The sequence below is a fragment of the Micromonospora sp. URMC 103 genome (genome assembly GCF_051386435.1).
In the GTDB taxonomy this organism is placed as follows: Bacteria; Actinomycetota; Actinomycetes; order Mycobacteriales; family Micromonosporaceae; genus Micromonospora.
Map to the genome: position 1 here is coordinate 506,018 of NZ_JBPQTR010000004.1, position 12,851 is coordinate 518,868.

The 12,851-nt window shown below is 73.4% G+C and carries 9 protein-coding genes; 7 read left to right on the forward strand and 2 right to left on the reverse strand.

Features of this window, described 5'->3' with window-relative positions:
• Window positions 1-131: 131 nt before the first annotated feature.
• Window positions 132-1,172, forward strand: coding sequence for a S66 family peptidase (locus ACSNOA_RS05950; protein ID WP_436656919.1), 1,041 nt, complete (start codon window positions 132-134; stop codon window positions 1,170-1,172).
• 27 nt (window positions 1,173-1,199) lie between these two features.
• Here ACSNOA_RS05950 and ACSNOA_RS05955 read toward each other — a convergent pair whose 3' ends face one another.
• Complete coding sequence (locus tag ACSNOA_RS05955) at window positions 1,200-2,123, reverse strand: cyclase family protein (RefSeq protein ID WP_436656920.1); 924 nt, start codon at window positions 2,121-2,123, stop codon at window positions 1,200-1,202.
• Between the two features lie 422 nt (window positions 2,124-2,545).
• Here ACSNOA_RS05955 and mfd point away from each other — a divergent pair, with 422 nt between their 5' ends.
• From mfd to ACSNOA_RS05975, 4 genes are all read left to right on the forward strand, one after another.
• Window positions 2,546-6,208, forward strand: a complete 3,663-nt coding sequence (mfd, locus tag ACSNOA_RS05960; RefSeq protein WP_436656921.1) for a transcription-repair coupling factor — start codon at window positions 2,546-2,548, stop codon at window positions 6,206-6,208.
• A gap of 225 nt (window positions 6,209-6,433) precedes the next feature.
• Entirely contained in the window at window positions 6,434-7,222 is a 789-nt protein-coding gene (locus tag ACSNOA_RS05965; protein ID WP_436656922.1) for a hypothetical protein, read from the forward strand.
• Complete coding sequence (locus tag ACSNOA_RS05970) at window positions 7,222-8,205, forward strand: nucleoside triphosphate pyrophosphohydrolase (protein WP_436656923.1); 984 nt, start codon at window positions 7,222-7,224, stop codon at window positions 8,203-8,205. The genes ACSNOA_RS05965 and ACSNOA_RS05970 overlap by 1 nt, the downstream gene beginning before the upstream one ends.
• A 99-nt stretch (window positions 8,206-8,304) precedes the next feature.
• Window positions 8,305-9,924 (forward strand): DUF885 domain-containing protein, encoded by a 1,620-nt coding sequence (locus ACSNOA_RS05975; protein ID WP_436656924.1) that lies wholly within the window; start codon window positions 8,305-8,307, stop codon window positions 9,922-9,924.
• A gap of 38 nt (window positions 9,925-9,962) precedes the next feature.
• Here ACSNOA_RS05975 and ACSNOA_RS05980 read toward each other — a convergent pair whose 3' ends face one another.
• The gene (locus tag ACSNOA_RS05980; protein WP_436656925.1) at window positions 9,963-10,655 is read right to left on the reverse strand and encodes a hypothetical protein; all 693 of its coding nucleotides are present in this window, start codon (window positions 10,653-10,655) and stop codon (window positions 9,963-9,965) included.
• Window positions 10,656-10,891: 236 nt separating this feature from the next.
• Between ACSNOA_RS05980 and eno the strand changes: the two genes are divergently transcribed.
• Together eno and ACSNOA_RS05990 are read left to right on the forward strand one after the other, a co-directional pair.
• Window positions 10,892-12,175 (forward strand): phosphopyruvate hydratase, encoded by a 1,284-nt coding sequence (eno, locus tag ACSNOA_RS05985; protein ID WP_436656926.1) that lies wholly within the window; start codon window positions 10,892-10,894, stop codon window positions 12,173-12,175.
• Window positions 12,176-12,207: 32 nt separating this feature from the next.
• Window positions 12,208-12,846: an FtsB family cell division protein gene (locus ACSNOA_RS05990; RefSeq protein ID WP_436658329.1), complete on the forward strand. Its 639-nt coding sequence runs from the start codon at window positions 12,208-12,210 to the stop codon at window positions 12,844-12,846.
• The last annotated feature ends 5 nt before the right edge of the window (window positions 12,847-12,851 follow it).

Sequence of the window (12,851 nt, forward strand, 5' to 3'; positions counted from 1 at the left end):
GTAGCCGCGCGGGCGCGGATCCAAGGAGGGGACCCGTGTTATCGCCTTCACAGAAGCAGGACCCTGTCGGGGCTCCTTCTGTGGCGATTCGCCCGGTGAAAACGCCTTGGCCCGTCCGTTAGCGTCCGATCATGGTGTCGTTGCGTTATCCGCCGAAGCCGCGCCCCGGCGACCGGGTCGCGATCGTCTCGCCCTCCGCCGGCCTGCCGGCCGTCTTCCCGCACGTGTACGAGTTGGGGCTGCGCCGGCTGCGCGAGGAGTTCGGCCTGGAGCCCGTCGAGTACCCGACGACCCGGGTCATGGGCGCACACCCCCGGGACCGGGCCCGCGACCTCACCGCCGCCTTCGCCGACCCGTCGATCACCGCCGTGCTCGCCACCGTCGGCGGCGACGACCTGATCACGGTCACCCCGTACCTCGACGACGCGGTGCTCCGCGCCAACCCCAAGCCGTACTACGGCTACTCGGACAACACCAACGTGCTCAACCACCTCTACCGGCTGGGCATCGTGGCGTACCACGGCGGGTCGGTGCTCGTGCACCTCGGCCGGTCCGGCGCGCCGCACCCGTCGACCTTCGACTCGCTGCGCGCCGCGCTGTTCTCGTCCGACTGGTACGAGCTGACGCCCGCCAAGGAGTGGGGCGACGAGCCGCGTGACTGGCGGGACCCGACCACGCTGACCGTCGAGCCCGTGATGTTCCCCGGCGAGGGCTGGCGGTGGCAGGGGCCGGAGCGCGTGGTGACCGGGCGGACCTGGGGCGGCAACCTGGAGATCCTGCACTGGCTGATGGCCGCCGACCGGGTGCCGTCCGCGGCGGAGCTGAGCGGATCGGTGCTGATCATCGAGACGTCGGAGGAGCTTCCGCCGGCCACCGAGGTCTTCCGCATCGTCCGGAACATGGGCGAGCGGGGGCTGCTCGCCGCGTTCGGGGCGGTTGTCGTGGGGCGGGCGAAGGCGTGGGAGTTCGACAAGCCGCACACGCTGGAGCAGCGGCTGGCCTGGTGCGCGGCGCAGCGGGAGGCGATCACGAAGGTGCTCGCCACGTACAACCCGGACGCCGTGACGGTCTTCGACGTGGATCTCGGCCACACCGACCCGCAGCTGATCATCCCGTACGGCGGGGAGATCCGGGTCGACGCCGTCGAACGGCGGATCTCGGTGCGCTACTGACGGCGCCGCCCTCGGCGTTCGGGTCGGTCAGGCGTCGACGGTCGCGAAGGCGCGGACCGGGAAGGTGCCCATGCCCGCGACCCGGGGCGGGGCCGCCGTGAACCGGAAGCCCTCCGGCGGCAGCGCGTCCAGGCCGGTCAGGTGTTCGACGATGGGGATGCCGGCGGCGAGCAGCACGCTGTGTGCGGGCCGCTCGCCGCCGCCCGCCGGGCTCATGTCGTCGATGTTGATCGAGTCGATGCCGACCAGGGCCGCCCCGGCGTCGGCGAGCGCCCGGGCGCCGCCCCCGGTCAGGTACGGCGCGTCGCTGCCCGCGTACCGGTCGGTGCCGAAGTGCGCGTTCCAGCCGGTGTGCAGCAACACCGCCCTGCCGGTCAGGTCGTACGGGGCGAGCAGGAGCCGGTCGACGGCGCGGGTGCCGGCCGGCACCCGGACGACGAGCCCCGGCAGGTCGGCGAGGCGCTCGATGGGCACCCCGGTCAGGTCGGCGCCGTCCGCCCAGCGGTGGGAGGGGGTGTCCACGTACGTGCCGGTGTTGGCGATCATCTCGATCTTGCCTACGTGGAACTCGGTGCCCGGCGCGTAGTGCGCGCGGGAAGCCTCCCGGGTCAACCAGTCGGTGATGCGTGGCCCCGGCCAGCCGGGCAACGTGACCATGCCGTCGCTGATCACGTGGCTCAACTCCACCAGGCGCCGGCCGGTCGCCGGTCCCGCGGGCTGCGCGCCGGTCACGCCGCGCCCGCCCTTGTGCGGCTCCTGGATGATCGTCTTGTTCCGCACGCGTACCTCGGCGACCATGAGCAGGCCGAGATGCCGCACCAGCAGCGCGCCCAGGTCCTCGTCACTGATCTCCCGGCCGGGGATGTCCAGCCGGAACCCCTCCGTGCTGAGCCCGCCACCGTTGGCGAAGCTCACCTCCGCGTCGAACTGTGCCCGCCACTGCTCGCTCACCCCGAAACCCGACCACGCGATCCCGCGTCCGGTCAAGATCCCCGGGCCGCACGGAGGCTGCGGGCCGGGATTTCCCTCGGGGCCCGCGGCGAAGATCCGCGCAACTTCCGGGAAGTAGTGGCCTCCGCCCGCTTCGGGGCCACTACTTCCGGGATGTTGCGCGGATCTTGGGCGCGGCGGCGGCCGGCCCGGCCGCTGACGGCCGGGCCGCTGCCCGGGCAGCGGCCCGTTGTGGCCGGGCGCCGGACGGCCGCCGTGTGGAGCGCCGGGCGGCGGGCAGGTGACAGGCCGGGCGGAAACGGGCCGGTGTCGGTCTGCGGAGATAGGCTGGTGATCGTGCACCCCCCGTCCGGCTGGACGCGGGGGATCTGCTCGTGTGCCCCGAGCGCGTCACGCGCGTCGACTCCCCTGGAAGTGATCGCATGCTCACCGGACTGTTCTCCGCCGCCCTGGCCGATCCCGGGCTGGCCCGGGCCCGTGACCTGGCGCGCTCCGGTGCCGCCCGGGTCGACGGGCTCGACATCACCGCGCCGCCGGCGTTGCGCCCGTTCGCCGTGGCCGCCGTCGCGGCCGACGGGGGCCGGGCGGGCAACGCGGGCAGCTCCGCCGGCGCGGGGGGCGCCGGGCGGCCCGTGCTCGCGGTCACGGCGACGACGCGAGAGGCCGACGACCTGGCCGCCGCGCTGGGCAGCCTGCTGCCCGCCGAGCAGGTGGCGGTCTATCCGTCCTGGGAGACCCTGCCGCACGAGCGTCTGTCGCCGCGGTCGGACACGGTCGGCCGGCGACTCGCCGTCCTCCGCCGGCTGGCCCACCCGGAGTCGGCCGACGCGCACGGGCGCACCGGCCCGCTGCGCGTGGTGGTGGCCCCGGTCCGCTCGCTGCTGCAACCGCAGCTCAAGGGTCTCGGAGACCTGGAGCCGGTGCAGCTCGCCCCGGGCGCGGAGGCCGACCTCGAGGAGGTCGCGCGCCGGCTCACCGACATGGCGTACGCCCGGGTCGACCTGGTCACGAAGCGCGGCGAGTACGCGGTGCGCGGCGGCATCCTCGACGTCTTCCCGCCCACCGACGAGCACCCGTCCCGGGTCGAGTTCTGGGGCGACGAGGTGGAGGAGATCCGCACCTTCGCGGTCGCCGACCAGCGCACCATCGAGCAGGTCACCCAGCTCTGGGCGCCGCCCTGCCGTGAGCTGCTGCTCACCCCCGAGGTGCGCCGGCGGGCCGCGGCGCTGGCCGAGCGGCACCCGGAGCTGGCCGAGATCCTCGACAAGCTCGCGGAGGGCATCCCGGTCGAGGGGATGGAGTCGCTCGTCCCGGCGCTGCTGGGCGGCGAGAGCCTGGAGCTGCTGCTGGACGTCATGCCGGCCGGCACCCACGTGTTGCTCTGCGACCCGGAGCGGATCCGCACCCGCGCCCACGACCTCGTGCGTACCTCGGAGGAGTTCCTCCAGGCGAGCTGGGCCGCGGCCGCCGTCGGCGGCCAGGCCCCGGTCGACCTGGGCGCCGCCGCCTTCCGCAGCCTCGCGGAGGTGCGCGCGGCCGCCGGGAAGCTCGGCCTGCCCTGGTGGACGCTGTCCCCGTTCGGCCTGGTCGAGGCGGAGGCCGCGCCGGCCCGCCAGCCCTGGGAGGACGCGCCCGAGGAGGTCAGCGTCACCCCGGACGACGCCATCGCGGTGACGCTGGCCGCCCAGCCGGCGCCGCTCTACCACGGTGAGACGGCCCGGGTGGTCGACGACCTGAAGCGGTGGGCCGGGGAGAGCTGGTCGATCGCGCTGGTGTTCGAGGGGCACGGCCCGGCCCAGCGGGCGGTCGAGGTGCTCCGCGACGCGGGGCTGGGCGCGCGGCTCACCGAGGACGTGCCCGTTGCTCCCGCTCCCGGCGAGCTGCTGGTCACCTGCGGCTCGTTGAGCGCCGGCTTCGTCGACGAGGCGTCCCGCTTCGTGCTGCTCACCGGCAACGACATCACGGGCGGTCGGGGCGCCTCGACCCGTGACATGCGCAAGATGCCGAGCCGGCGCCGCAACACCATCGACCCGCTGGAGCTGAAGGCCGGCGACCACGTGGTGCACGAGCAGCACGGCATCGGCCGGTACGTCGAGCTGGTGCAGCGCACCGTCAACGGCGCGAGCCGCGAGTACCTGGTCATCGAGTACGCGCCGAGCAAGCGCGGCCAGCCCGGTGACCGGCTCTTCGTGCCGACCGACCAGCTCGACCAGCTCAGCCGGTACGTCGGCGGCGAGCAGCCCACCCTGCACAAGATGGGCGGCTCGGACTGGCAGAAGTCCAAGGCCCGCGCCCGCAAGGCGGTCCGCGAGATCGCCGCGCAGCTCATCCAGCTCTACGCGGCCCGGAAGGCGTCCAAGGGGCACAACTTCGGCCCCGACACGCCGTGGCAGCGGGAGCTGGAGGACGCCTTCCCGTGGCAGGAGACGCCGGACCAGCTCGCCGCCATCGAGGAGGTCAAGCGCGACATGGAGCAGACGGTCCCCATGGACCGGCTGATCTGCGGCGACGTCGGGTACGGCAAGACCGAGATCGCGGTCCGGGCGGCGTTCAAGGCGGTGCAGGACGGCAAGCAGGTGGCCGTGCTGGTGCCCACGACGCTCCTCGTGCAGCAGCACTACAACACGTTCGCCGAGCGGATGAGCCAGTTCCCGGTGACCATCCGGCAGCTGTCCCGGTTCCAGACGCCGAAGGAGGCCGAGCAGACGCTCGCCATGGCGGCCGACGGCACGGCGGACATCGTCATCGGCACGCACCGGCTGCTCCAGGCGGCGACCCGGTTCAAGTCTCTCGGGCTCGTGATCGTCGACGAGGAGCAGCGGTTCGGCGTCGAGCACAAGGAGCACCTGAAGACGATGCGCGCCTCGGTCGACGTGCTGAGCATGTCGGCCACCCCGATCCCGCGGACGCTCGAGATGGCGATCACCGGCATCCGGGAGATGTCCACGATCGCCACCCCGCCGGAGGAGCGCCACCCGGTGCTCACGGCGGTCGGGGCGTACGACGACCGGCAGGTGGCCGCGGCCATCCACCGCGAGTTGCTGCGCGACGGCCAGGTCTTCTACCTGCACAACCGGGTCGAGTCGATCGAGCGGGCGGCCCGGCGGCTCCGCGAGCTGGTGCCCGAGGCGCGGGTCGCGGTGGCGCACGGCCAGATGGGCGAGGAGGCGCTCGAGAAGGTCATGGTCGGCTTCTGGGAGAAGGAGTTCGACGTCCTGGTCTGCACCACGATCGTCGAGTCCGGCATCGACATCCCGAACGCCAACACCCTCATCGTGGAGCGTGCCGACCTGCTGGGCCTGGCCCAGCTGCACCAGATCCGGGGCCGCGTCGGCCGGGGTCGGGAGCGGGCGTACGCGTACTTCCTCTACCCGGCCGACAAGCCGCTCACGGAGAACGCCCACGAGCGGCTGGCCACCATCGCGCAGCACACCGAGCTGGGCGCCGGCATGTACGTGGCCATGAAGGACCTGGAGATCCGCGGCGCCGGCAACCTGCTCGGCGGCGAGCAGTCCGGGCACATCGAGGGCGTCGGCTTCGACCTGTACGTGCGGATGGTCGGCGAGGCGGTGCAGGCGTTCAAGGGCGAGCGCCCCGAGGAGGAGGCCGACGTCAAGATCGACCTGCCGGTGGACGCGCACCTGCCGCACGACTACGTCGGTGTGGAGCGGCTGCGACTCGAGATGTACCGCAAGCTGGCCGAGGCCCGCGACGAGGAGCGGCTGCGCGAGGTGGTCGCCGAGATGACCGACCGCTACGGCGAGCCGCCCGCGCCGGTGCAGAACCTGGTGGCGGTGGCCCGGTTCCGGCTGCTGGCCCGCCGGTACGGCCTCACCGACGTGAGCATGCAGGGCAAGCACCTCCGGTTCAGCCCGCTGCCGCTGCCGGACTCGAAGCAGATGCGGCTCAAGCGCTACCACCCGGACGCCGTCTACAAGCAGGCCACCGACCAGGTGAGCGTGCCCCGGCCGAGCACGCGCCGGGTCGGCGGCGAGCCGCTGCGCGACCAGGCCCTGCTGGAGTGGTGCGCCCAGCTCCTCTCCGACGTCCTCGGGGAACCTGCCCTCGCGGCCGCGGCTGGCTGAGCCACGGCGGCTGGCTGAGCCACGGCGGCTGGTTCAACTCCGGGGGCGGTTGGGCTTCGGCGCCCGGCTGGCCCCCGGCGGCCGGCAGAGGTCCGGCGGCCCGCCTGGGCTCCGGCGGCCGGCCGGGGGCCGGCGGCCCGCCTGGGCTCCGGGGCACGCCATCGTGGACGCGAGCAGGGGTGGGGGGCGTCACAGGCCGCCGCTCGGCATGAGAGAGTGGCGCACATGCGTGCTCGTCGCCTGATCGCCGCCGCCAGCGTCGCGGCCCTCGGTCTCCTCTCCCTCACCGCCTGTGGGAAGTCCGCGCCGGACGTCGCCGCGTACGTGGGCGACACCACCTGGTCGATCCAGCGGGTCGACGAGATCTACGACGACGTGCAGGCGAAGTACGGCGAGGCCGTTCGGCAGGAGGCGTCCCAGACGGGGGCGAGCCCGTCGCCCGAGCAGTTGCGTTCCACGGTGACGCGCCAGGACGTGCTCAACCTGCTGGTCAGCCTCGAGCTGGGCAAGCGGGTGGCGGCCGCGAAGAACCTGCAGGTGCCCGACCAGATCAGCGCCGAGCAGTTGCAGCAGGGCCTGCGGGTGCCGGCCACGGCCGAGTACACCCGGCTCTGGGGTGAGTGGGTCGACATCCTCCAGGTCCTCAACCAGCAGCTCCCGCCCGCCGACCTGAACGACGAGGCGGTCATGGCGGTCTACCAGGCGATCGCCAAGACCGGGGCGATCGACGCCGGGCTCTCCATGGAGCAGATCCGGCAGGCGTTCGGCGACGGCGGGTTCGTCCGTAGCGCCTCCGCGGTCAGCGCCGCTCTCGAGGAGGAGGCCGACCGGGTGGACACGTCGGTGAACCCGCGGTTCCAGGAGATCGGCGTGCCGTCCTTCGTGAACAGTCCCCAGGGCCTGGTCTTCTACTCGCTGCCCTACATCGACCGCAGCGGCCCGGTCACCGACATCTCGACGCCGGAGCCGCCGGCCGCCACTGCCGGCGAGGAGACGCCCGGCACGCAGAACTGATGCCGGGTCGGATCGTCCTGCTGGTCACCTCGCCCCGGCTGCCGGCCGGGCTGCTGACGGCGGCCGCGTGGGACGTCGTACGGTCGGCGCCCGTGCTGACCGGCGCGGAGAGCGAGCTCACGGTGGCGGTCCGCGCGGCCGGTGGCCGGGTCGACGTGGTCGACGGCCCGGCGACACAGGCGCTGCTGGACGCGGTGTCGGCGCACGGGACGGCGGTCTGGCTGGCCGGGCCGGCGGGTGACGAGCCGCTCGCGCGGGAGCTGGGGCTGCGGCTGGCGCGGGAGCCCGGTCTCGCCGAGCTGGAGCTCATGTACGGCTCGTGGGACCCGCCGGGCGCCCGCCTGCTCGATGCCGTGGCGGTCATGGACCGGCTGGCCTCCCCGGGCGGCGACCCGTGGAAGCGGGCGCAGACGCACGAGAGTCTCGCGCGGTTCCTCCTCGAGGAGTGCTACGAGGCGTACGACGCCATCGGCGCCGGCGACACCGACGCGCTCCGCGAGGAGTTGGGCGACGTGCTGCTCCAGGTGCTGCTGCACGCCCGCCTCGCCGAGGAGCTGCCCGACGGCGAGCGGTGGACGGTCGACGACGTGGCGGGCGGGCTGGTCGACAAGATGATCCGCCGCAACCCGCACGTCTTCGCCGGAGCCGAGGCGGGCAGCCTCGACGAGATCACCGCCAACTGGGACCGGATCAAGCGGGCCGAGAAGCCGAGCGGTTCGGTGCTGGACGGTGTGGCGCTCAGCCAGCCGGCGCTGGCCCTGGCCGCGAAGATCCTGGAACGCGCCAGCCGGGTCGGGCTCGCCGTGCCGCCGCCGCTCGCCGAGGGTCAGGTCGACCCGGAGGCGCGGCTGGGCGCGAGCCTGCTGGCCACGGTGGCGGCCGCCCGGGAGTCCGGCCTCGACGCCGAGGCCGCCCTCCGCCGGGCCGCCCTGGCGTACGCCGACGCCGTCCGCGCCGCCGAACCCCCCGCCGACAGCCGCTGACCACGAAGTTGTCGCCACGACACGCCGGTGCCGGGGACAACAGCTTCATGATCAACCATGTTCCGCGCGGGTGATCGGGCGGGCCGGTAGGGTCGTCGGGTGGAATCGTTTGCACCGCTGGCCGAGCGGATCGTCGAGGCGCTGCTGGAGAGCCGCCCCGGTCTCGCCACGTCCGCCGGCGACCACCGCTTCGACGACCGGCTGCCCGACCTCTCGCCCGACGGGCGCATCGCCGACCGGACCATGCTCACCGACGCGGCCAACGCGCTGTCGGAGATCGACCCGGAGTCGCTGGAGGTCGAGGAGCGGGTGGACCACGCCCTGCTCAGCGCGCTGGTCGACCGGGAGCTCTTCGAGCTCACCGAGATCCGGGCGTACGAGTGGGATCCGCTGCGGCACAACCCCGGTCCGCTGCTGCACGCGATCGTCGCGCGCCCGTACGCTCCGGCGGAGGAGCGCCTGGCCCAGCTCGCCGGGCGGCTCGGGGCCGTTCCCGACGCGCTGGCGATCGCCCGGGGGACGCTGCGCGACATGCCACGAATCCACGCGGAGACGGCCGTCGGGCAGTTCACCGGTACGGCCGCGCTGATCCGCGACGAGGTCCCGGCGCTGCTCGCCGAGGCCCCCGCGCTGTACAGCCGGGTCGAACCGGCCGCCACGGCGGCGATGGCAGCGCTCGAGGAGTTCGTGGCCTGGCTGCGTGCCGGGTTGGCCGCCGACGCCGGCCCGGGCCGTGACCCGAGGCTGGGCCGGCGGCGGTGGGAGGCGCGGCTCTGGCACACGCTCGACACCGAGCTGGGCGCGCCGGAGATCCTGAACCGCGCGTGGGCGAACCTCGACCGGGTCACCGCGGAGATCCGCGAGGCGGCCGTCGAGCTGGTCGGTGGCCCGGCCGACGACGAGACGGTACGGCGGGCGCTGGATCTGCTCGCCGCCGAGCACCCGGACGACGCGACCATCGTGGACCTCGCCTCGATCACGCTCGACGAGGCGACGGACTTCGTCCGCGCGCACGACCTCGTGACGCTCGTCGGCGACCCGTGCGTGATCCAGGAGATGCCGGAGTTCGCGCGGGGTGTGGCCGTCGCCTACTGTGACGCGCCCGGCCCCCTGGAGAGCGCGGACGTCCCCACCTTCTACTGCATCGCGCCCACGCCGGCCGAGTGGCCGGCGCGCCGGGTGGAGTCGTTCTACCGCGAGTACAACGACCACATGATCCGCAACCTGACGGTGCACGAGGCGATGCCGGGGCACTTCCTCCAGCTCGCCCACGCCCGCCGGTACGCCGGCGGCACCCGGGTGCGGGCGCTGGCCGAGTCGGGGCCGTTCATCGAGGGCTGGGCGGTCTACGCGGAGGAGCTGATGGCGGGGCGGGGCTTCGGTGGCCTGCCGGTGCGGTTGCAGCAGCTCAAGATGCAGCTACGGATGACGATCAACGCGCTGCTCGACCAGCTGGTGCACGGCGAGGACCTGCCCGAGGCCGAGGCGATGGCCCTCATGACGGGGCGCGGGTTCCAGGAGGAGGGCGAGGCGGCCGGCAAGTGGCGCCGGGCGTTGCTCACCTCGACGCAGCTCTCCACGTACTTCGTCGGCTACAGCGAGGTCGCCGAGATCGCCGCGGCCCGGCCGGACGGCGTGTCGCTGCGGGAGTGGCACGACGCGATGCTCGCCCACGACTGCCCGCCCCCGCGCCACCTGCGTACCCTGCTCGGTCTCTGACGGTCACGGCGGCGACCGGCGCTCCCCGCGCCGAACGGTCAGGAGCCGGTCGTCCGCCGGTCGACCACGCCCGCCCCAGCGGGCAGCTCGAACGCCGCGCCGTCGACCGTCTCGGAGTACCGGTTCAACGCCAGCTCCACCGGCCGGCCGTCGACGTGTCCCGTGAAGCTGCCAAGCACCCCCTCGGTGGTCACGCACGCCGTGAAGTCGCCCGCCGACCGGTCGACGTCGACGCACGTGGCGTGGTGCCCGGCCACCGTCGTGTCGCTCTGGCCGATGACGGCTTCGGGGTCGAGCGCGGCGGCGGTCAGCATGCCCACCACGACCGGCGGCGTGAGCAGGCCGCGCCGCTTGGCCTCGGTGAACACGGCCACCGAGGGCTTGCTGCCGGGCGTGGGCGGCGGAGCGAGGGTGCAGACCGTGCGGGCGCCGGTCGCCTCGCACTGGGTGGTGGCGTCGGCGGTGACGGTGAGCTTGCCGCCCGGGTAGCTGTACGCGGAGCGCGCCGGGTCCTGCGCCTGGGAGATCGAGGCCGTCTGCCCGCCGGGGAGCTGGTAGTCCGCCGAGTACGTCAGCTCGAGCGCCCGGTCCAGCCGAGCCGCGAGGTCGTTGACCAGATCCGCGCGCCCGATGGTCCGTCCGGCGTCGTCCAGGGTCTGGCAGCCGGTGACTGTGAGCGACGCGATGACCGACACGGCGAGCAGGCGAAGGGTGGTCGAGGCGGCGGGCATGCCGCCCAGCCTGATCGATCAGGTCCACGCTACGCAAACCGGTTGCCGGTTGACGCCGGAGAATCCGGGAATGTCCGTGTAGGCAGGCGCGGCGGGCCGGTCCACGGCCGTCCGGACGTGCCCCGTGCGTGACCGGACGGCCCGCGCTCAGCCGTCGCCCGCTACGCTGCGTTCAACACCTGCCTCAGCCGCACCGTCGCGGCCGCACCCGAACAACACATACGAGGAGCGACTCAGTGGCAACCATCGAGGGAATCGTCGCCCGGGAGATTCTCGACTCGCGGGGCAACCCGACCGTCGAGGTCGAGGTCGGTCTGGACGACGGCACGGTGGCGCGCGCCGCGGTGCCCTCCGGCGCCTCGACCGGCGCCTTCGAGGCGCTCGAGCTGCGCGACGGTGACGCCGACCGGTACAACGGCAAGGGCGTCGAGAAGGCCGTCTCGAACATCGAGGACCGCATCGTCGACCAGATCATCGGCTACGAGGCCAGCGAGCAGCGCATCATCGACCAGAAGATGCTCGACATCGACGGCACGGACACCAAGTCGGAGCTGGGCGCGAACGCGATCCTGGGCGTCTCCCTTGCGGTGGCGAAGGCGGCCGCCGGCAGTGCCGAGCTGAGCCTCTTCCGCTACCTGGGCGGGCCGAACGCGCACCTGCTGCCGGTGCCGATGATGAACATCCTCAACGGCGGCGCGCACGCGGACTCCAACGTCGACATCCAGGAGTTCATGATCGCGCCGATCGGCGCCCCGAGCTTCCGTGAGGCGCTGCGGTCCGGCGCGGAGGTCTACCAGGCGCTGAAGTCGGTGCTGAAGAAGAAGGACCTCTCCACCGGCCTCGGCGACGAGGGCGGCTTCGCGCCGAACCTGCCCACCAACTCCGCCGCGCTGGACCTCATCGCGGAGGCCGTCGAGAAGGCCGGCTACCGCCTGGGCACCGACATCGTCTTCGCCCTCGACGTGGCCGCCACCGAGTTCTGCGAGAACGGCGTCTACACCTTCGAGGGCGCGCAGAAGTCGGCCGAGGAGATGAGCAACTACTACACGAAGCTCATCGGCGACTACCCGATCGTGTCGATCGAGGACCCGCTGTCCGAGGACGACTGGAGCGGCTGGCAGACGCTGACCGCGGCCGTCGGCGACCGGATCCAGATCGTGGGCGACGACCTGTTCGTCACGAACCCGCAGCGGATCGCGCGTGGCATCGCCGAGCAGGCCGCCAACGCGGTGCTCGTCAAGGTGAACCAGATCGGTTCGCTCACCGAGACCCTCGACGCCGTGGACCTGGCCCACCGGGCCGGCTTCAAGTGCATGATGAGCCACCGCTCCGGCGAGACCGAGGACACCACGATCGCGGACCTCGCCGTGGCCACCGGCTGCGGGCAGATCAAGACCGGCGCGCCGGCCCGTTCGGACCGGGTCGCCAAGTACAACCAGCTCCTGCGGATCGAGGAGGAGTTGGCCGACGCGGCGCGGTACGCCGGCGTGGGCGCCTTCCCGCGCTACCGTTCCGCCTGAGACGCGCGAGGCCTCGGGGGAGGGGTGTGACGATGCAGCAGCGCCGCACACCGGGTGGTCAGCGTCCCGCCCGCCGGCCCGGCCAGACCGGCCGGCCGGGCGGGGCTCGTGCCGCCCGGACGTCGCTCCGGGAGGCCGGCGTCCGCGCGGAGCCGCGCGGTGCCGCCGGTCGCGCTCCGGGTGCCGCCCGCGGCACCGAGGGCGTACGTTCCGCGAACCGGCCCGCCGCGGCCCGGCGCAGCGGGGCGGGCGGCCAGGTCAAGCGGCTGTCGGCACCCCATCCCCGGCGCTTCACGGGTCGGGCCACCGTCCTGTTCGCGGTGCTCATCGCGCTCGCGCTGGCGTACACCTATCCGGTCCGGGTCTACCTCGACCAGCAGGCGGACATCGAGCGGATGGAGGCCGCGCAGGAGGAGCAGGAGCGGCTGATCGCCCGGCTGTCGGCCGAGGCCGAGAACTGGAAGGACAAGGCCTTCATCGAGACCAAGGCGCGGGAGCGCTTCTTCATGGGGCGGCCCGGGGAGAAGCTGGTGATCCTGCTGAACGACCCGGAGGGCGCCGCCCGGGACGCGGGAAAGAGCGCGCCCGGCGCGCCGACCACGCCCGACCCCTGGTACGACACCCTCTGGTCGAGCGTGCGGGCGGCGAACGGCGACCAGCCCGCCAAGTGAGCACC